We start from the raw sequence: 17,015 nt of genomic DNA, 5'->3' as shown, positions 1-17,015 counted from the left end.
ACAGTGTCCGCCGCGCGAGGCAGGATGTATCCATGCCCACGATCCCCACCGTGACCCTCAACGACGGCACCATGTTCCCCGAACTCGGCCTCGGCACCTACAACCTGCGCGGCGCAGAGGGTATCGACGCCATCGTCGCCGGAATCTCCTCCGGGTACCGGCTCCTGGACTCCGCGGTCAACTACGAGAACGAGCGGGAGGTGGGGGAGGCCGTCCGCCGTGCCGGCGACGAGCTCGGCGTCGGTCGCGACGAGATCATCGTCACCACCAAGCTCCCGGGCCGCGACCACGGCTACGACAGCACGATGGGCAGTGCCGAGGCATCCGTCGCCGCACTGGGCCTGGAGCGCATCGACCTGTACCTCATCCACTGGCCCAACCCGAGCGTGGGCAAGTACCTCGAGACGTGGCAGGCGATGATCGCCCTCCGCGAGGGCGGTCTCGTGCGTTCGATCGGCGTGTCGAACTTCACCGAGGCGATGCTCACCGAGCTCATCGACGAGACCGGGGTCACGCCCGCGGTCAACCAGGTCGAGCTGCACCCGTACTTCCCGCAGGGCGCGCTGCGCGCGTTCCACGCCGAACACGGCATCCGTACCGAGAGCTGGAGCCCGCTCGCGCGGCGCAGCGAGCTGCTCACCGAGTCCGTCGTCACCGACATCGCGGCCGCGCACGGCGTCACGCCGACACAGGCGGTGCTCCGCTGGCACGTGCAGCTGGCCTCGACGCCGATCCCGAAATCGGCTGACTCCGCTCGCCAGATCGAGAACGCGGATGTCTTCGGCTTCACGCTCAGCGACGACGAGGTCGCGGCGATCTCACGCCTCGAGCGCGGTCGTCTCTGGGACGGCGACCCGAATCATCACGAGGAGATGTAAGCGACAGAGACGGATGCCTCGTCCCTCCGCCGCCGCGGAAACCTCCCACTGCCATGCCGCCTGCTGCGGGGCCCAGAGTCAGGAGACGGCTCGCTGAAGGGGGAGCCATTCGGCGAACGTCTGCGATCCGAGCACGGCGTCGGGGCCCGGCAGAAGCCAGCCCTCGCGCTGCGCCTTGCCGAACTCGCCGGGCAGGTTGACCGGCACGATCCGCGCCGAGCGACCCGACGCCTTGGCGTAGGCGCGCACCATTTCGACGAGCGACTCCTCGCGCGGTCCACCGAAATCGGCGGCGCGACCATTGAGCGGATTCCCCTCGGCGAGGTCGACGAGTCTCGCGCCGACCTCGGTGACCGCGACGGGCTGAGTGCGCATCCGCGGCACGAAGTTGAGCGGACCCTTGTGGCCGAAGTCCCAGACCAACCCGGCGAACTCGTGGAACTGCGTTGCCCGCGCGATCGTGAACGGGATTCCGGATGCCTCGCTCGCCCGCTCCTGCGCCAGCTTGGCACCGTAGAGGGGATACGTGGCAGCGCGGTCGCAGCCGACGATCGAGAGCACGACGAGGTGGTGGGCGGTGCTTCGCGCAAGGTGGCGGGTGACCGCCTCGTGGAAGGCAGTGGGGTCGTCCTTCCCCTGGACGCCGGAGGCGTCGATGATCGCGTCGACGCCATCCAGCGCCGCGGCGACCCCTTCGCCCGTGACCAGGTCGACGCCTCGCGAACGCGCCATGACGACGACCTCATGGCCTCGTGCTCGAGCGGTCGCCACGGCCTCCGATCCGGCTCGACCCGTGCCCCCTGCGACGGCGATCTTCACGCGCTTGTCTCCTTCAGCCTGGCGCGGCGGCATCACCCGACGCGCGCTGCGCCCGAGGCTACTCGTACCGCCGCGCTGGAGGCCACGCGTGTGTCTCGGGGTGGAGACATACCCGGATCGATGTGCGTTGAAGCTAAGTCGTGTGCAGGATCTCGCAGTCCGTGCCGGGCGAAAGGATGGCTTCGTGCCCGTCGTCGTAACGGACGACGAGCAGCGGGTCATCCTCGTGCCCGCGGATGTCGATGACCTCACCGCTTCGCTCGACCATTCCGACCGCTCGCCCGTGGATGAGCACGCGATCGCCGACGCTCGCTCGCATGACGTACCTCCCGATCGTCACGGTACGCCCCGCCTGCACGGTTCGCTACGGCAGCGGCGGCACGGGCGCGACGGCCCTGCCGCCACGGCTGCGCCCAGCGGTCAGGTCCTGCAGTTAGAGTCGTGCCCCGTCGTCGTCGGGGTCGTACATGTCGGGTGTGCGACCGCGCTGCGATTCGTAGGCGATGATCCAGCCCACCGACACGATCGCCGCGATGGCAAGGCCGATCCAGATGCTGCCGAGCGCCAGCCCGACGATCGACCCGACGAGCAGCATGATGATCGAGCCGGCGATCCAACCCACGCGGCCCTTCGGCCAGCCTCGCCCGGATCCCCCGGCACCCGATTGCGTCATGCGGTCAGCCTAGGGGTGACCGGCGCCGGGTGCATGACATCGCACGGCGCCGAGCCGCGGCATCCGTCGCTCGAAACCTGCTCCCGCGCGGATTACCCCTGCGGCGCGTTGAGCGTCAGCATCCAATCGATGCCGAACCTGTCTCGGAGCATGCCGAACTTGCCGCCCCACGGCGGAGTGTCGTAGGGCATCGTGACGGTGCCGCCCTCGGCGAGAGCCTCCCAGTAGCGCTGCATCTGGGGGTCGTCTTCGCCGCTCAGCGACACCGCGATGCCGGCCGGAGCCTCGTACGGCATGCGCGACGGAGTATCCGACGCCATGAGCACCAAGCCCTCGGGGCTCGTGAGCTGCGAGTGCATGACGAGGTCGTTCTCGGCCGGATCGTCGACGCTGCCGGGGAAGTCGGCGAAGGTCGTGATGTTCAACTCGCCGCCGAAGACGCCGTGATAGAACTCGATCGCCTCGCGGGCGTTGTCCTTGAAGGAGAGGTAGGGGTTCAGGGTGAGCATGGCGAGTCTCCTGGCGGGTCGAACCGAGTGGATGGATGCCGCCACCGTCCGGCGGCGCGACTCAGTGTCCTCGGGGGTTCCGACATCCGCAAGGCCCGGGACCGGACGCTCGTCACGCTTCAGGGAGCGGTGGCCGCGGCATCCTTCCCCGCTGCCCAATCGATCGCGGAGGACTTCTCGGCGAGCGGGAATCGCCGGATGTCTGCCGACGACAGCGACCCCAGGCCGCGGACGACTTCGCCGAGGATCCGGTGGTCGGTCACCAGCGCGACGCGCCCCCAGCTGGTCTCAGGCTTGCCCTCGAGGAGCATGTCCTGCCACAGCGCGGTGAGCGAGTAGCGCGAGAACTCCTCGCCCAAGACGTAGACGAGGTTGATCCTCTTGCCTTTCGCGATCCAGGCGTCTATCGCGGGGTCGAGGACCGTGCGGTAGTCGACGGCATCGACCGTGCCGACGGCGCGGAAGCCCAGCACATCGTCGGGAAGGCCGGAGAGGGGCTCGATCATGCACACATCATCTCGAATCCCGCCATCCTGGCGCAGGCGGTTGACTCAACGGCCGCGATGGTCTTCGGGGTGCAGGCGCGGCCCGCGCCGCGCCTCCTGCACACCGCTGGCCCCGATGAGACGGATGACGCGCTGACGGTGACCCTTCCACGGCTCGAGGAGGCGCAGCATCCCGTCATCGTCCGCCCGCGTCCCGGTCAAGGCGAAGCCCACCTGATGGGCCAGGTGGTAGTCGCCGATGCTGACAGCGTCGGGGTCGCCGAACGCGCGGATCCGCGTCTCCGCACTCGTCCACGGGCCGATACCGGGCAGGCCGGTGAGGATGCGCTCGTGCTCGTCGCCGTCTGCAGCCTCGGCGATGATCCGCACGAGCGACTCGCCCCGGCGGGCCGACTCCACGACGGTCTTGGACTGCGGCGGCTCGAGCCCTGCCCGATGCCACGCCCACGACGGGATCCGCCGCCAGCCGTCGATCGTCGGAGGGGCGAACATCGGCCGGGGCGTCGGCCCCGGCGCGCGCTCGCCGAACCACGTCACGATGCGCCGCCACGCGCCGAACGCCTGCACGCCGGTGACCTTCTGCTCGAAGATCGCGCTCGCGAGAGCCTCGAAGAGGAGGCCGGTTCGGCTGAGTCGGAGGCCGGGATTGCGGTGGTGGGAGTCGGCGATGAGCGGATGCCGCGCCGCCTCGAACCCCGTCGGATCGTCCTCCGCCCCGCACAGTGCGGGCAGCTGCGCGAGGGCCCAGCCGGCGCCGGGGCCCCAGGCCGCGCCCTTGACGATGCCGGGGGAGGTCTCGCGCAGAGCGAGAGTGGCTACGCCCTCCGGGGTGCGGCTCGCCCGCCAGATGACCGCGTGGTCGGCGACCATGGTCGGGTCGCCGGCGCCGTGCTGCTGGTAGAGGACGGTGCGACGAAGGTCCAGCGGATGCCTCGGCCGATACTCGGTCTCGAGCGGCCGGCCGTGATCCGGGCGGGTGTCGCGCGGGGGCTGTCTCGCCGCGGCGCGCGTGCCGGGGGCGACGCGGATGCGCGACAGCGAGGTGGTCATGCCCTCACCCTACGCGCCGGGCGCCGACATCCCGCCGGGCTCGGTCGAGCCGGGCGGCTGGCCGTGCATAACTCCGGAGGAACGGGCCCCGGACGGCTGCGGAAGCGTTGTTTCGGGCCGGGAGGCGCCGATTCTCCGGAGTTATGAACGCGCGGCCGCCGTCCCGCCGTGCCGACACCCCCCGCGCCCGGGTCTCGGGCTGCACTCCCGCCGAGCTCGGTCGAGCCGGGCGGCTGGCCGTGCATAACTCCGGAAGAACGGGCCCCGGACGGCTGCGGAAGCGTTGTTTCGGGCCGGGAGGCGCCGATTCTCCGGAGTTATGAACGCGCGGCCGCCGTCCCGCCGTGCCGACACCCCACGCGCCCGGGTCTCGGGCTGCACTCCCGCCGGGCTCGGTCGAGCCGGGCGGCTGGCCGTGCATAACTCCGGAAGAACGGGCCCCGGACGGCTGCGGAAGCGTTGTTTCGGGCCGGGAGGCGCCGATTCTCCGGAGTTATGAACGCGCGGCCGCCGTCCCGCCGTGCCGACACCCCACGCGCCCGGGTCTCGGAGCTGACACCGGACTACCGGGCCCAACTCAGGATGAGAGGGCGCGGGATGCTTCAAGCAAACGCTTTCCGCGCCCCGCAAGCGCCGCTCGTCCTGAGTTAGGTACGCGCCCGGGGGCTCAGCCCACGCCGGAACACCACGCCGGAACAGCGCGCCGGAACAGCGGCCGGAACGGCTCCAGGCCGGGCCGGCCGGAACACGCCCGGCCGACCGGAGGTCAGAAGCGGTCGGGCGAGGGCGTGCCGTGGCCGTAGCGGATGACGACGTCGGCGTGGCGGTCGAAGCGATAGCCGACGCCGCGAACGGTGCGGACGATGTCTTCGTAGCGACCGAGCTTGGCGCGCAGCCGGCGCACGTGCACGTCGATCGTGCGCTCGCCCGGGGCCTCGTCGTCGGACGCGTGCCACAGCGACGACACGAGCTCGGTGCGCTCGATCGTGCGGCCCTCGCGGAGCACGAGGTACTGCAGCAGCTCGAACTCCTTGAACGTGAACGCGGCCGACTCGCCCTCGATGAGCACACGCTTGCGCGAGATGTCGACGACCACGCCGCCGGGCGCGCGGTCCTCTTCCTCGGTCTCGTCCTGCTTCGTGCGGGCGATGGCCGACGGCTCGTGCAGCGCGAGGCGCACCACGTCGACATCGCGGCCGCCCGAGCCGACCGGAGCGAGGGCGACCGTCGCGTAGGTCTCGGCGTCGGGGGCGAGGTCGGCGATCGTCCGGCGCAGTGCCTCCACGAGCGTGCCGAGCGACACTCCGGCCGCCGCGGCCTTGGCCTCGTCGAGCCCGACATAGAGGGCGAAGCCGCGGGGCGAGGTCCCGGGCGGGAGGTTGCGCTGAGCAGGCGACTCGGCGGCGGGAGCAGCGGGAGCAGCGGGTGCGGCGGGAGCAGCGGGGGCGGCGACAGCCGGCGGCTCGGCGACGGCTCCACGGCCGGAGACGGTGCGCACCGGCGCGGTCACGGCACGGAGATGGCGGACGGGGGCGGTGCGCTCGAGGAGGGCGGTGTTCGACATGATGATGAAAGTCCTTGCGGGAATCCGGCGACGCCGGGAGTGCGTTGCGATTTTCGGCCGGGAGGCCGGGCCCGTCAGATTGGGCGGTGTGCGAGGCATCCGGAGTCGCGCTTATGACGCTCTCTCGGGAGCCCGGGGGAGTCCTGGCGCGCGATCTAGATCAAGCGGCGCCGGAGTCCGGCAGATGTCACCGTTTTAGCGGCACATTCGACAACACATGGCAACGCGGCCGGCCATCATCATGCCGGCAGTCCCGTTCGCCTCCAGGGCGGACAGAGAGCGTGCGTTGTCAGTCATGCGCCTGATTATGTCCGAGTGCGTCGGAATGTGTCAAATCGCACGGATGCCGCGCCCCGGCGATGACGAAATATGACACTTTGCTCAGTTCTGCCGAAGGGACGGACCAGCAGCCCCTCCGCATCCGCTGACACTCCCTCACGCACGGGCCCTGCCCCTCTCGTCCGGCGTTACCCTTTCGTGGTGACTCAGCTGACCTTCGCACACGAGCCGGATGCCTCGCGCTACACGCTCTTCGCCGGGTCGGAGCTCGTGAGCGTCCTGGACTATCGCGACGACGGACGCAGCGTCGCCATGACCCGCGCCTACACCGTCCCGACCTTCCGCGGCCACGGCTACGCCGGCGAACTCGTCGAGCGGGCGGTCGCCGAACTCGAGAAGGCGGGCGACCGCACCATCGTGCCGGTGTGCTGGTACGTCGCCGACTGGTTCGACGCACACCCCGAGCGTGCGGCGATTCTGCAGCACCGCCGCTCGGCTTAGCGCCGCCTCGGCGCGGGCGGGCCTACGCTGACGCCGTGGACATCGAGTCGGTCTTCACCGTCGTCGCCATCGGGTTCGAGATCGTCGGCGCGGTGGTCATGGTGTGCGGGTTCCTGCTCGCCGTCGTGATCGGCATCCGCTCTCTCTCCCGCGGCGAAGGCGCGCACGCCGCCTACACGACCCTGCGGTCCACGCTCGGCGCCGCGATCCTGCTGGGGCTGGAAGTGCTGGTCGCGGCCGACCTCGTACGCACCATCACCTCGAAGCCCTCGCTCCAAGACGCCCTGATCCTCGGGATCATCGTCCTCATCCGCACGATCCTCTCCATCTCGATCCAGATCGAGATCGACGGCGTCGCGCCATGGCGGCGCGCCCTGCTCACCAGCGGCGGCCAGCTGCTCGGGAAGGCGGTCGCGAAGGACCGGGATGCCGCGTCCCGCGCCGCAGCTCCGCGAGGCGACGAGTCCGCCTAGCCCTCGACCCCTCGATCGTCAAGCCCGTGCGGGGCAGGGCGCGCACGGTGAGGCTGGAAACGTCGAGAGGAGCGGGTGATGCGCGAGGACGACAGGGATCTTCCCGAGGGTGTGATCAACGCCGATCCGACAGGTGGCTGGCAGAGTGCCGACGCCGCGGGCGGCACCGACGTCGGCGAGGTCGAGAGCGACCAGCCGAGCCAGGGCGCCGACCCCGATCTGGCGACCGATGCCGATGCAGATGAGGAGCGGTGACATGTCCACGACGGGCAATGAGAACGAGCAGCCGGGCGTGAGCTATCCGGACCGGGGCGACGCCGGGAGCGCGGCGACGTCGACGAGCGGCGAGGCCGCGATCGGGGGCGACCAGCGCAGCACGGAGGGCGAGAACGCCGAGACTCCGCAGCAGCGCGAGGTCGAGAATCCCGAGCAGGCGGCGGGAGTGCCCGGGGCCGGCGCCGCCGAGCCGGGGTGGAGCGGGTCGTTCCCGCCCGCGAGCGACGAGCCCAGCCACGAGGCGGTGGGCATCGGCGTCATCGACGACGAGAACACCGAGTCGGCGCAGAGCGGCACGGCCGCGAGTGACGCACAGGCCGCGGGTCACCACCAGGGCCAGGACGGCGGTCGCGAGACGATGACCGTGGGCGAGGCGCAGCGAAAAGGCGGACTCGGCACGGAGCAGGAGCAGAACCTTCCCGCGATGTCGCAGAACAATGCGAGCGACGTCGAGAAGGTCTCGGGGATCGTCGTGCAGACCCGCGACGACATCGCTTCGACCCAGCCCGAGCGCGTCTACGACGTGCTCAAGCAGCGGCTCGAGCAGTCGGGCATCGATCTTCCCGACAGCGACATCCAGGAGCTCGCGCGCCAGATCACGACCGGCGACGCGTAGCACGTCGCAACGGGCGGCCCACAGCCGACGGGCGAGGCGCAGTCGGCCGCGACCGGCGACGCGTAGCCCCTCGCGGCAACGGCCGCTTCGTGATCAGACGATCCTGATCACGAAGCGGCCACAGCACGGTCAGGCGACGGCGCAGGCAGGCTCGCCGCAGGTGGCGACGCCGATGGGCCGAGCCCACGGTCCGCGCTGACGCGCAGCCTTCGCCGGAGCGACCTCCAGGACGGCCTCGCGCGTGCGCACTCCGGCGAGCAGGGCCTCGTGCTCGCGCATCGCGAGGACGGCCGCCTCGCGCGCGCGGATCGCGGCGAGGACGGCTCGTTCCCGCTCGCGAAAGGCCGACTCGTGACGGAACTGCACTTCTGCGCCGTGAACGATCGAGAGCATGATTCCTCCGTTGGTTCCGAACTCTGAACCTTCCGATGTGTGAAACCTACGCGGGGGTTCCGACATTGCCGGGTCGGGCGAACGTGGCAGGAATCGCGCGATCTGCGGCCCTCCGAGCGCGTTACAGTGGCGCGGTGAGCGACTACCAGGTGTTGGAGATCGGCGGCCTCGACGAGTGGCGGGAGCACTACGGCGGCTTCCGGCCGGCGTCGTCACGTGACGGTCGGCGCGTCGTCGACCACGAGCTCGCTATGCAGTACATCGGCCTGACGTCGAATGCCTACGAGCCCGGCGAAGAGGCGGGCTACTGGCACACGCACGCGAAGATCGAAGAGCTCTACGTCTTCCTCCAGGGGAGCGGGCAGATGGGGCTCGACGACGACATCGTGGACGTGGGTCCGGGCACCGTCGTGCGGGTGGGACAGGGCGTGTGGCGCACGTGGCGCTGCGTGCCCGACAGTCCCGAGGAGCTCCGCTGGCTCTGCATCCGGGCGGGCGGCTACGCGCTTCCGGAGTTCCCCGACGACGGCGAACGCGACGACGATCGCCCCTCGCCCTGGTGAGACCCGCGTCTCTTTTCGCTTCCCGCCTGGTGAGCCGTCGCCGAGAGTCCGATGCCCTGACGCCGGACCGGTGAGGCCCGACGTCAGGTGCGCTCGGCGAACTCGACGATGAGGGCGGCCGCCGGCGCCGAGTCGCGGATCATCGTCTCGTGCCCGTGCTCGGGGATCTCGGCGAGCGCCCCCTCGGGCAGCAGCCGTACGACCTCCTCGCACCACGCGCGCGGCGCGACGACGTCGTCTTGGCCGCGCAGCACGAGCACCGGCACGAGCACGCGGGGGAACGTCTCCTCTGGGCGGTGCACGAGCATGGCCCGCAGCTTGAGCCGCAGGTGAGGGCCGGCGCGCAGGTACTCGCGCGCTCCTCGGGCCCACACGACGGGGCTCTCGATGGCGATGTCCCGCAGCAGCCGCGCGAGCTGTGCCGATCCGGTGCGAGCCGCCGGATCGGTCGTCGGCGCGGCGAGCACGAGGCGGTGGGCGGACGACGGATGCCTCGCCTCCACCTCGACGGCGACCTGAGCCCCCATCGAGTGCCCCACGATCGTCACATCGCCGGACGTGTGGTCGCTGAGGTAGGCGGCGACGACGTCGGCGTTGCGCTCGACCGTGAGCGTGCGCGGCGGCTCGGGAGCCTCGCCGTAGCCCGGCAGGTCGATCGCGACGACGCGTCCGTGATGACGGAGGCGCTGCGTCAGATCGGCGAAGACGCTCCGGCCCATTCCGATCCCGTGGATGAGCACGAAGGTGCGCTCGCCGCTCCCGGTGCTCTCGGCCACGATCGTCGCGCCACGCCACGTGAAGTGACGGACGCGTGCGGGGGAGGCCATCCCTCGACGCTACCCGGGCGGCCGCGGCATCCTGAATCCCATTTGTTGGGAATGACCACGAAACTCTTGCATCCGACGATCGAGTGTGCGTACGATGCCTGTCGAAGCGCTTCGCGAAGCGCTTCGACCCTCGGCCCCCGCCGAGAGTCACAGCCTGGGAGCGGCGATGACGGCCGCACAGCAACGACGGAGTCGGCATGGCGAAGATCAACGAGGTGGCAGAGGCCGCCGGCGTGTCGATCAGCACCGTGTCGTACGCGCTGAGCGGCAAGCGCCCCGTCTCCGTCGCGACACGGCTCCGGATCGAGAAGGCCGTCCGCGAACTCGGCTACAGCCCGAACGCCGGTGCGCGGATGCTGGCGGGCAGCCGCACCCAGATCTTCGCCCTCACCGAGCCCCTGCGTCGCGACACGCACGCGCCGACGCACATGTCGTTCGTGCTCGCGACGGCCGTCGCTGCGCGACGGAACGACTACGACATCCTGCTGCTCACCGAGGAGCAGGCCTCGGCCGGCATGGCGCGCGTCGCCTCGAGCGGTCTCGTCGACGCGATCCTCGTGCTCGACGTGGCCCCCGACGACGAGCGCGTGGCGCTCGCCCGCTCGATCGAGACGCCGTCGGTGTTCATCGGCGTGCCCGACGACAACGAGGGCCTCATCTGCGTCGACCTCGACTTCGACGCGGCGACCGTGCTCGCCGTCGACCGCGTCGCCGATGCCGGCCACCGCTCGATCGGTCTCATCGGGCAGCCGCAGGTCGCCTATGAGAAGTCCAACTTCCCGCCGCGCGTGCGAAGCGCCTTCGAGCGGCGCGCGGAGGAACGCGGCATCCGTCATTCCTTCCGTGTCTCGGGCGACAGCCAGACGAGCGCTCCCATGGCTCGCACCGCGGTGGCGGAGCTCCTCGACGAGGGCGCCACGGCGCTCCTCGTGCACGGGGTCGACGACGTCCACACTGTCGTGCTCGCCGAGCTCGCCGAGCGCGGGCTGTCGGTGCCGGGCGATGTGTCGCTCGTGTCGGTCGCGGCATCCTTCGACACGGCCGTCCTGTCGCAGCCGATCGATGTCATCCCGCTCATCCCCGAGGCGTCGTGCGATCTCGCCGTCGACCTCGCCGTGGCGAGCCTGGGTCGCGACCGGCCGCGCCCCGGACTCCACCTCATTCCGCCGGTGTACTACGACCGCGGCTCCGTCGCGCCGCCGCCCGCGCCGCGCGGCTGACGCGCGGCATCCGTCCCCGCAACTCGAAACCCTCCTCACAACTCGATATCGCATCCGTATCTGCATTGTCGAAGCGCTTCGATAGCACTTCGTGAACACCCCTCCCCGTCAGGGGACCGAGAAAGGAGTGCCGAAGATGGCACGCATCACCAAGAGAAAGACCCTCGCTTTCGCCGGCGCCCTGACGGTCGCCGCGCTCGCGCTCGCCGGATGCTCCGGCTCCGGCTCGGACTCGGGCTCGGGGGGCGACACCCTCAAGCTCTGGCACTACGAGAGCGAAGACAGCGCGATGGGCAAGGCCTGGAACGAGGCCATCAAGGTCTTCGAGAAGGAGACCGGCGCCAAGGTCGAGTTCGAGGAGAAGTCCTTCGAGCAGATCCAGAAGACGGCGAGCCAGGTGCTCGACACCGACGCCGCGCCCGACCTCATGGAGTTCAACAAGGGCAACGCGACGGCGGGCTTCCTCGCCTCGACGGGCCTCATCTCCGACATCTCCGACGCCGTCGACGAGTACGGCTGGGCCGACAAGCTCGCCCCGTCGCTGCAGACGACCGCCAAGTACGACGAGAACGGCGTCATGGGCGGCGACACCTGGTACGGCATCCCGAACTACGGCGAGTTCGTCGGCGTCTATTACAACAAGGACGCCTTCGCCGCTGCGGGCCTCGAGATCCCCAAGACCTACGACGAGTTCGTGAAGGTGCTCGACGCCTTCGTCGCCAAGGGCATCACGCCGCTCGCCGAAGCCGGCGCCGAGTACCCCCTCGGACAGCTCTGGTACCAGCTCGCACTGTCGAAGGCCGACCGCTCGTTCGTCGACGACTACCAGCTCTACAAGAACCCCGTCGACTGGCAGGGTCCCGAGATCAGCTACGCCACCGACACGCTCAAGGAGTACGTCGACAAGGGCTACATCGCCGGCGACGTGTCGTCGGTCAAGGCCGAGGACGCGGGTGTCTCGTTCATCAACGGCACCGCGCCGATCTTCGTCTCGGGCTCGTGGTGGTACGGCCGCTTCGTGCAGGAGGCCACGGGCTTCGACTGGACGATGACCGCCTTCCCGGGCTCCGACCTCTCGCTCGGCTCGTCGGGCAACCTCTGGGTCGTGCCCGAGAACGCCGCGAACAAGGACCTCGCGTACAAGTTCATCGACATCACGATGCGCCCCGAGATCCAGGCGATCATCGGCAACAACGGCGGCCTGCCCGTCGCCGCCGATCCCTCCGACATCACCGACCCGAAGAGCCAGGAGCTCATCTCCACGTTCAACGGGATCCTGGATGCCGATGGCCTCTCGTTCTATCCGGACTGGCCCGCGCCCGGCTTCTACGACGTGATCGTCCAGGAGCTGCAGGGTCTCGTGACCGGTGCGCAGGACGCCGCGACCACCAACGCGAACCTCGGCGCCCAGTACGAAGAAGGAACAGCGGACTACCGCTGACCGACCCGCGGGGGCGGCGTCCCGCCGCGCCGCCCCCGCCCCGTCTCACGGATCCTCACGGAGTCGAACATGTCTGCCTTCACCCGCGCCGAACACGGCGCGACCTCAGCCGAGAACGGCGCGTCCGCCGCAAAGGGCGCGACCACCGCCGAATCCGGCGCGACCACCGCCGATAGCGGCACCGCGTCCCGCGGCACCGCGTCCCGCGGCACCGCGTCCCGCGGCACCGCGTCCCGCGGCTCCGCCGCCGGCAGCGCCGCCACCCGCAGGGGCGGCCGCGCACGCAAGGCGCGCACCGCGCTTCCCCCCGAAGAGCCCTCGATCCCGCAGCGCGGCGGAGGGACCGCCGGCTACTGGCTCTACCTCCTGCCGGGCTTCGTGCTCCTGCTGGTCATCATCGTCATCCCGCTCCTGTTCAACGTGTACCTGACGTTCACGAAGTGGCGCGGTGTGCGGACCCCCGAGTTCATCGGGTTCGACAACTGGATCAAGATCTTCGGCGACGAGGACTTCTGGACCTCGTTCGTCAACTCCGTGTGGATGGTCCTGGCGATGGTGGTCATCCCCACGATCGTCGGCCTCATCGTCGCGGCCCTCCTCTTCGACGTCGTCGGGCGCAAGTTCGGCGGCAAGGTCGGCAGCTTTCTCCGCGCGACCTATTACCTCCCGCAGATCCTCCCCATCGCCGTCGCCGGCATCGTGATCGGCTGGATCTTCCGGCCGGGCGCCACCGGCGCGATGAACCAGCTCCTCAGCGTCGTCGGCATCGGCCCCGTCGACTGGCTCGGCCAGATGCCCTCGGCACTCCTCGTGCTCATGGCCGTGCTCGTGTGGGTGCAGATCGGCTACCCGATCGTCGTCTTCATGGCCGCCCTCCAGCGCGTCGACCCCGAGCTCTACGAGGCCGCCGAGCTCGACGGAGCGAACTGGTTCCAGCGCTTCTCGGCGATCACCGTCAGCATCATCCGGCCCGAGGTGTTCGTCGTGACGCTCACGTGCACGATCGCGGCCCTCAAGGTCTTCGGGCCCGTCTACGTCATCACGCAGGGCGGCCCCGCCGGCGCGACCCTCGTGCCGGCCTACTACGCCTACACCGAGTTCTTCACGAAGCGGAACATCGGCTACGGCGCGACCATCGCGACCGTCCTCACGATCCTCGTGGTGATCGTGTCGGTCATCTTCATCCGCGTGCAGAACTCGCTGGAGCGCAAGGAAAGGGCGGGACTGTAATGGCCGCCACCACCGCCATCGTCACTCGAGGCAAGTCGGCCCGCCCCCGCGGCGGCATGCTCAAGAAGCGTCCCTACGACTGGCTGCTGCTCGCCGGCGTCATCCTCGGCGCGCTCATCATCGTCGTGCCGTTCTACCTGATCCTCGTCAACGCCTTCAAGTCGCCCGTCGACTACGCCACCTCGGGACCGTTCTCGCTCCCGCAGGCGATCGACCTCTCGGGCATCGAGAAGTTCTGGAACCGCGTCGACTTCCCCGAGAAGGTCTGGAACTCGATCTTCATCTCGGGCATCGTCTCGGTGCTCGCGGTGCTCATCTCGGTGCTCAACGCCTTCGCGATCGGCATCGGGCGCGTGCGCGGCCGCACCTGGATCGTGCTGCTGTTCCTGCTGGCGAACCTGCTGCCGCAGGAGGCGCTGCTCTACCCGCTCTACTACATGTTCAAGTCGGTGCACCTGTACGACAACGTGTGGTCGGTCATCATCGTCTTCACCGTCGTGCAGGCCGCCTTCGGCACGTACCTCCTTTCGTCGGTGTACGGCACCTTCCCGAAGGAGATCCTCGAGGCCGCCTCGATCGACGGCGCGACGCGCTGGCAGATCCTGTGGCGCGTGGTCTTCCCGATCAGCCGCCCGACCCTCGCAGTGCTGCTCATCTTCTTCTTCATCTGGACGTGGAACGAGTTCCTGATCCCGCTCACCTTCCTCGCGTCCAACGCGAACCAGACGGTGCCGGTGGCGATCAGCGTGCTGCAGGGCGATCGCCTCATGGACGTCACGACGACGGCCGGATCGGCGCTGCTCGGCATCATCCCCACGCTCATCTTCTTCCTCATCTTCCAGCGCACCCTCACGCGCGGCATCACGGCAGGAGCAGTCAAGTAATGAAGTTCACCGACGGGTTCTGGCAGCTGCGCCCCGGAGTCACGGCTCTGTACGCGCAGGAGGCGTACGACATCTGGAAGACGGATGCCGCGTCCCCGGCCGCGCCCGCGTCCGCGGCCTCCGCCGACGGCGAGGCCCTGGTCGTCACGGCTCCCACCACCGTGATCGGTCGCCGCGGCGACACCCTCAACCGTCCGGTCCTCACCGTGACGCTGTCCTCGCCGCTCGAGGGCGTCGTGCGCGTGCGCATCGCGCACCACACCGGCCGCGGCCGGCACGGCGGGTTCGAGCTGCCCGGAGCCGTCGAAGGCGGCGCGGGCGAGGCATCCGTCGACGACGACGGCGGCGTGCTCACGACCGGAGGCCTCACGGCCCGCGTCGCTCCCGGCGCGCCGTGGTCGCTCTCGTTCGAGGTCGACGGCAAGCGCGTCACGGGGTCGGGGCACAAGTCGCAGGGCTACATCCAGCTCGCCGACGGAGCCGACGTCGCGCACGGCGTCGCGGGCAACGCTCGCACCGGGCTCGGCGCGCCGGCGTCGCACACCTACGTGCACGAGCAGCTCGACCTCGGGGTGGGCGAGCTCATCTACGGCCTCGGCGAGCGTTTCGGCCCGGTCGTCAGGAACGGGCAGACCGTCGACATCTGGAACGCCGACGGCGGCACGTCGAGCGAGCAGTCCTACAAGAACGTGCCGTTCTACGTCTCGAACCGTGGCTACGGGGTCTTCGTCAACGACCCCGGCCACGTCTCCTACGAGATCGGCTCGGAGGCCGTCGAGCGCGTGCAGTTCTCGGTCGCGGGGGAGGAGCTGGAGTACTTCGTCATCGCCGGCCCCACGCCGAAGGACGTCCTCAGCCGCTACACCGCGCTGACCGGCCGGCCCCCGGTCGTGCCGGCGTGGTCGTACGGACTGTGGCTCTCGACATCCTTCACGACCGACTACGACGAGGCGACGGTCACGTCGTTCATCGACGAGATGGCTGCGCGGGAGCTCCCCGTCTCGGTCTTCCACTTCGACTGCTTCTGGATGCGCGAGTTCAACTGGTGCGACTTCGAGTGGGACCCGCGCACCTTCCCCGACCCCGACGGCATGCTCGCGCGGCTGCACGAGAAAGACCTCCGCGTCTGCGTGTGGATCAACCCCTACATCGCGCAGCGCTCGCCGCTGTTCGCCGAAGCCGCGGCCGAGGGCTACCTCATCACGCGTCCCGACGGCTCGGTGTGGCAGTGGGATCTCTGGCAGGCCGGCATGGGTCTCGTCGACTTCACCAACCCCGACGCGACGGCCTGGTTCCAGGGTCACCTGCGGCGCCTGCTGGCGCAGGGCGTCGACTGCTTCAAGACCGACTTCGGCGAGCGCATCCCGCTGGAGGTGGAGTACTTCGACGGCTCCGACCCGTCGCGCATGCACAACCTGTACACGCAGCTGTACAACAAGGCCGTGCACGACGTGCTCGTGGAGGAGCGCGGCGAGGGCGACGCCGTCGTCTTCGCCCGGTCGGCGACCGCCGGCGGCCAGTCGATGGCCGTGCACTGGGGCGGTGATTCGACGTCGACGTTCGCGTCGATGGCCGAAACCCTCCGCGGCGGTCTTTCGCTCGCGATGAGCGGCTTCGCGCACTGGAGCCACGACATCGGCGGCTTCGAGGGCACTCCGGATGCCACGGTCTACAAGCGCTGGACGGCATTCGGTCTGCTCGGCTCGCACTCGCGCTTCCACGGGTCGAACTCCTACCGCGTGCCGTGGGCGTTCGACGACGAGGCCGTCGAGGTCACGCGCGTCTTCACGCACCTCAAGATGCAGCTCATGCCGTACCTGTTCCAGGCGGGGGTGGATGCCGCGACCACCGGTGTGCCGGTCCTTCGGCCCATGCAGCTGGAGTTCTGCGACGACCCCGCCGTCGGCTACCTCGACCGGCAGTACATGCTCGGCTCGTCGATCCTCGTCGCGCCGGTCTTCTCGGCGACGGGCGAGGTCGAGTTCTACCTGCCCCGCGGCACGTGGACGAACCTCCTCACGGGCGAGGTCGTACGCGGCGGCGGCTGGCGCACGGAGCAGCACGACTTCACGTCGCTCCCGCTCTACGTGCGCGGCGGCGCGGTCATCCCGTGGGGGGCCCGCACCGACCGTCCCGACTACGACTACCTCGACGGCCTGAAGCTCCGGGTGTTCCCGGGCGGCGAGGGCGAGGCATCCGTCACCGTCACGAACCCCGACGGGCGCGCCCAGACCTTCACGGTCGACCTCTCGGAGGTGACCCGATGACCTCGGCGCCCGGCACGACCCCGCTCGTCGACCCCTCCTCTGACCG

20 protein-coding genes are annotated in these 17,015 nt (G+C 69.8%); 11 read left to right on the top strand and 9 right to left on the bottom strand.

The genetic code is table 11. From position 1 onward, the window contains the following. Nucleotides 1–32 precede the first annotated feature (32 nt). Nucleotides 33–878 (top strand): aldo/keto reductase, encoded by an 846-nt coding sequence (locus ACSBPH_RS07225; RefSeq protein WP_442576910.1) that lies wholly within the window; start codon nt 33–35, stop codon nt 876–878. A 78-nt stretch (nt 879–956) separates the two neighbouring features. Here the strand turns inward: ACSBPH_RS07225 and ACSBPH_RS07220 are convergent, their stop codons facing one another. The 7 genes from ACSBPH_RS07220 to ACSBPH_RS07190 all read right to left on the bottom strand — a co-directional run bounded on the left by ACSBPH_RS07220 (nt 957) and on the right by ACSBPH_RS07190 (nt 5,999). Continuing rightward, nucleotides 957–1,730 carry an SDR family oxidoreductase gene (locus ACSBPH_RS07220; RefSeq protein ID WP_442576909.1) on the bottom strand — a complete coding sequence of 258 codons (774 nt, stop codon included), beginning with the start codon at nt 1,728–1,730 and terminating at the stop codon, nt 957–959. Nucleotides 1,731–1,830: 100 nt separating this feature from the next. Further along, nucleotides 1,831–2,037, bottom strand: a complete 207-nt coding sequence (locus ACSBPH_RS07215) for a DUF1918 domain-containing protein (RefSeq protein WP_442576908.1) — start codon at nt 2,035–2,037, stop codon at nt 1,831–1,833. Between the two features lie 93 nt (nt 2,038–2,130). After that, nucleotides 2,131–2,370 (bottom strand): hypothetical protein, encoded by a 240-nt coding sequence (locus tag ACSBPH_RS07210; RefSeq protein ID WP_442576907.1) that lies wholly within the window; start codon nt 2,368–2,370, stop codon nt 2,131–2,133. Nucleotides 2,371–2,462: 92 nt separating this feature from the next. After that, on the bottom strand, nt 2,463–2,879 hold the full coding sequence (locus ACSBPH_RS07205) for a VOC family protein (RefSeq protein ID WP_442576906.1): 417 nt from the start codon (nt 2,877–2,879) through the stop codon (nt 2,463–2,465). 119 nt (nt 2,880–2,998) lie between these two features. Next, the gene (locus tag ACSBPH_RS07200) at nt 2,999–3,385 is read right to left on the bottom strand and encodes an STAS/SEC14 domain-containing protein (RefSeq protein WP_442576905.1); all 387 of its coding nucleotides are present in this window, start codon (nt 3,383–3,385) and stop codon (nt 2,999–3,001) included. Between the two features lie 45 nt (nt 3,386–3,430). Then, complete coding sequence (locus tag ACSBPH_RS07195) at nt 3,431–4,435, bottom strand: DNA-3-methyladenine glycosylase family protein (protein ID WP_442576904.1); 1,005 nt, start codon at nt 4,433–4,435, stop codon at nt 3,431–3,433. A gap of 766 nt (nt 4,436–5,201) precedes the next feature. Further along, complete coding sequence (locus tag ACSBPH_RS07190) at nt 5,202–5,999, bottom strand: winged helix-turn-helix domain-containing protein (protein ID WP_442576903.1); 798 nt, start codon at nt 5,997–5,999, stop codon at nt 5,202–5,204. Nucleotides 6,000–6,479: 480 nt separating this feature from the next. Between ACSBPH_RS07190 and ACSBPH_RS07185 the strand changes: the two genes are divergently transcribed. The 4 genes from ACSBPH_RS07185 (at nt 6,480) to ACSBPH_RS07170 (ending at nt 8,144) form a co-directional block, all read left to right on the top strand. Continuing rightward, nucleotides 6,480–6,779 carry a GNAT family N-acetyltransferase gene (locus tag ACSBPH_RS07185; protein ID WP_442576902.1) on the top strand — a complete coding sequence of 100 codons (300 nt, stop codon included), beginning with the start codon at nt 6,480–6,482 and terminating at the stop codon, nt 6,777–6,779. A 35-nt stretch (nt 6,780–6,814) separates the two neighbouring features. Continuing rightward, complete coding sequence (locus tag ACSBPH_RS07180; RefSeq protein ID WP_442576901.1) at nt 6,815–7,252, top strand: DUF1622 domain-containing protein; 438 nt, start codon at nt 6,815–6,817, stop codon at nt 7,250–7,252. 78 nt (nt 7,253–7,330) lie between these two features. Continuing rightward, nucleotides 7,331–7,507 carry a hypothetical protein gene (locus tag ACSBPH_RS07175; protein WP_442576900.1) on the top strand — a complete coding sequence of 59 codons (177 nt, stop codon included), beginning with the start codon at nt 7,331–7,333 and terminating at the stop codon, nt 7,505–7,507. 1 nt (nt 7,508) lies between these two features. After that, on the top strand, nt 7,509–8,144 hold the full coding sequence (locus tag ACSBPH_RS07170; protein WP_442576899.1) for a hypothetical protein: 636 nt from the start codon (nt 7,509–7,511) through the stop codon (nt 8,142–8,144). A gap of 129 nt (nt 8,145–8,273) precedes the next feature. Here the strand turns inward: ACSBPH_RS07170 and ACSBPH_RS07165 are convergent, their stop codons facing one another. After that, nucleotides 8,274–8,537: a hypothetical protein gene (locus tag ACSBPH_RS07165; RefSeq protein ID WP_442576898.1), complete on the bottom strand. Its 264-nt coding sequence runs from the start codon at nt 8,535–8,537 to the stop codon at nt 8,274–8,276. Nucleotides 8,538–8,671: 134 nt separating this feature from the next. Between ACSBPH_RS07165 and ACSBPH_RS07160 the strand changes: the two genes are divergently transcribed. Then, the gene (locus tag ACSBPH_RS07160) at nt 8,672–9,100 is read left to right on the top strand and encodes a cupin domain-containing protein (protein WP_442576897.1); all 429 of its coding nucleotides are present in this window, start codon (nt 8,672–8,674) and stop codon (nt 9,098–9,100) included. An 83-nt stretch (nt 9,101–9,183) separates the two neighbouring features. On the opposite strand, the gene ACSBPH_RS07155 is transcribed toward ACSBPH_RS07160, so the two are convergent. Continuing rightward, complete coding sequence (locus ACSBPH_RS07155; RefSeq protein WP_442576896.1) at nt 9,184–9,927, bottom strand: alpha/beta fold hydrolase; 744 nt, start codon at nt 9,925–9,927, stop codon at nt 9,184–9,186. A gap of 197 nt (nt 9,928–10,124) precedes the next feature. Between ACSBPH_RS07155 and ACSBPH_RS07150 the strand changes: the two genes are divergently transcribed. From ACSBPH_RS07150 to yicI, 5 genes are all read left to right on the top strand, one after another. Further along, nucleotides 10,125–11,147, top strand: coding sequence for a LacI family DNA-binding transcriptional regulator (locus tag ACSBPH_RS07150; RefSeq protein ID WP_442576895.1), 1,023 nt, complete (start codon nt 10,125–10,127; stop codon nt 11,145–11,147). Between the two features lie 136 nt (nt 11,148–11,283). Next, entirely contained in the window at nt 11,284–12,588 is a 1,305-nt protein-coding gene (locus tag ACSBPH_RS07145) for an ABC transporter substrate-binding protein (RefSeq protein ID WP_442576894.1), read from the top strand. Between the two features lie 69 nt (nt 12,589–12,657). Continuing rightward, nucleotides 12,658–13,818, top strand: coding sequence for an ABC transporter permease subunit (locus tag ACSBPH_RS07140; protein ID WP_442576893.1), 1,161 nt, complete (start codon nt 12,658–12,660; stop codon nt 13,816–13,818). Next, nucleotides 13,818–14,702, top strand: coding sequence for a carbohydrate ABC transporter permease (locus ACSBPH_RS07135; RefSeq protein ID WP_442576892.1), 885 nt, complete (start codon nt 13,818–13,820; stop codon nt 14,700–14,702). Before ACSBPH_RS07140 ends, ACSBPH_RS07135 begins: the two co-directional genes overlap by 1 nt. Continuing rightward, the gene (yicI, locus tag ACSBPH_RS07130) at nt 14,702–16,969 is read left to right on the top strand and encodes an alpha-xylosidase (RefSeq protein WP_442576891.1); all 2,268 of its coding nucleotides are present in this window, start codon (nt 14,702–14,704) and stop codon (nt 16,967–16,969) included. The genes ACSBPH_RS07135 and yicI overlap by 1 nt, the downstream gene beginning before the upstream one ends. The last annotated feature ends 46 nt before the right edge of the window (nt 16,970–17,015 follow it).

The sequence above is a fragment of the Microbacterium sp. F51-2R genome, assembly GCF_052180235.1.
GTDB lineage: Bacteria > Actinomycetota > Actinomycetes > Actinomycetales > Microbacteriaceae > Microbacterium.
The sequence above is the reverse complement of the archived record's forward strand: the minus strand, read 5'-3'. Positions and strand labels throughout refer to the sequence as shown.

What these genes read in the sequence shown, in the direction of transcription:
- ACSBPH_RS07150 (WP_442576895.1), top strand. Translation starts at nt 10,125, where the DNA reads ATGGCGAAGATCAACGAGGTGGCAGAGGCCGCCGGCGTGTCGATCAGC.
- ACSBPH_RS07195 (WP_442576904.1), bottom strand. Translation starts at nt 4,435, where the DNA reads ATGACCACCTCGCTGTCGCGCATCCGCGTCGCCCCCGGCACGCGCGCC.
- ACSBPH_RS07165 (WP_442576898.1), bottom strand. Translation starts at nt 8,537, where the DNA reads ATGCTCTCGATCGTTCACGGCGCAGAAGTGCAGTTCCGTCACGAGTCG.
- ACSBPH_RS07205 (WP_442576906.1), bottom strand. Translation starts at nt 2,879, where the DNA reads ATGCTCACCCTGAACCCCTACCTCTCCTTCAAGGACAACGCCCGCGAG.
- ACSBPH_RS07190 (WP_442576903.1), bottom strand. Translation starts at nt 5,999, where the DNA reads ATGTCGAACACCGCCCTCCTCGAGCGCACCGCCCCCGTCCGCCATCTC.
- ACSBPH_RS07135 (WP_442576892.1), top strand. Translation starts at nt 13,818, where the DNA reads ATGGCCGCCACCACCGCCATCGTCACTCGAGGCAAGTCGGCCCGCCCC.
- ACSBPH_RS07170 (WP_442576899.1), top strand. Translation starts at nt 7,509, where the DNA reads ATGTCCACGACGGGCAATGAGAACGAGCAGCCGGGCGTGAGCTATCCG.
- ACSBPH_RS07155 (WP_442576896.1), bottom strand. Translation starts at nt 9,927, where the DNA reads ATGGCCTCCCCCGCACGCGTCCGTCACTTCACGTGGCGTGGCGCGACG.
- yicI (WP_442576891.1), top strand. Translation starts at nt 14,702, where the DNA reads ATGAAGTTCACCGACGGGTTCTGGCAGCTGCGCCCCGGAGTCACGGCT.
- ACSBPH_RS07140 (WP_442576893.1), top strand. Translation starts at nt 12,658, where the DNA reads ATGTCTGCCTTCACCCGCGCCGAACACGGCGCGACCTCAGCCGAGAAC.
- ACSBPH_RS07210 (WP_442576907.1), bottom strand. Translation starts at nt 2,370, where the DNA reads ATGACGCAATCGGGTGCCGGGGGATCCGGGCGAGGCTGGCCGAAGGGC.
- ACSBPH_RS07145 (WP_442576894.1), top strand. Translation starts at nt 11,284, where the DNA reads ATGGCACGCATCACCAAGAGAAAGACCCTCGCTTTCGCCGGCGCCCTG.
- ACSBPH_RS07200 (WP_442576905.1), bottom strand. Translation starts at nt 3,385, where the DNA reads ATGATCGAGCCCCTCTCCGGCCTTCCCGACGATGTGCTGGGCTTCCGC.
- ACSBPH_RS07175 (WP_442576900.1), top strand. Translation starts at nt 7,331, where the DNA reads ATGCGCGAGGACGACAGGGATCTTCCCGAGGGTGTGATCAACGCCGAT.
- ACSBPH_RS07225 (WP_442576910.1), top strand. Translation starts at nt 33, where the DNA reads ATGCCCACGATCCCCACCGTGACCCTCAACGACGGCACCATGTTCCCC.
- ACSBPH_RS07220 (WP_442576909.1), bottom strand. Translation starts at nt 1,730, where the DNA reads ATGCCGCCGCGCCAGGCTGAAGGAGACAAGCGCGTGAAGATCGCCGTC.